The 702-nt window shown below is 46.9% G+C and carries 1 protein-coding gene; it reads left to right on the top strand.

Annotated features, from left to right (window positions below):
• Positions 1–12: 12 nt before the first annotated feature.
• Positions 13–702 (top strand): 50S ribosomal protein L11 methyltransferase (prmA, locus tag A3739_RS03855; protein WP_068500387.1); only part of this gene is annotated, 690 nt, incomplete at its 3' end.

Here is a 702-nt window from a genome sequence, read left to right as displayed (position 1 = left end):
GAGCTCGGCACAATGCCAGTTTGGGACGACACCACTCTCACCGCGCTTTTCGAGCAAGACACCGACATGGAACAAGCCTTAAGCATCGCTAAAGAAGTGTTTCATCATTATCTACCCGATACAGACTTTCCGTCGTTACAAGTCGACATTCTCGAAAATGAAGACTGGACAAGAAAATGGATAGAAAATTTTAAGCCCATATCTTGTGGCAAACGTTTGTGGATATGCCCTAGCTGGTGCGAGCCACCTGAGCCCGACGCAGTAAATCTGATGCTAGACCCGGGTTTAGCATTTGGAACAGGCACGCATCCAACAACATTCTTATGTCTCGAATGGTTAGATGCACAAGATTTAAAAGGCCAAACTGTGATCGATTATGGGTGTGGCTCTGGGATTCTCGGTATCGCAGCGCTACTTCTCGGCGCTTCACGTGTAATTGCTGTCGACAACGATCCTCAAGCACTTATTGCGACGAAAGATAACGCGGAGCGAAATCAATTATCTGCTGACGCTATAGAATGCTACCTACCGGATGATTGTCCAGACATTCATGCAGACGTATTAGTAGCCAATATTCTTGCACAACCACTTTACAGCCTCAGAGAGCATCTTTCGGGACTATGTAAAGCAAATGCGAGCATTGCGCTTTCTGGCATCCTCAGAGAGCACGCCGAAGATTTATCGCAACATTATGGCACTCAC

It is taken from the genome of Oleiphilus sp. HI0067 (assembly GCF_001635735.1).
The sequence above is the reverse complement of the archived record's forward strand: the minus strand, read 5'-3'. Positions and strand labels throughout refer to the sequence as shown.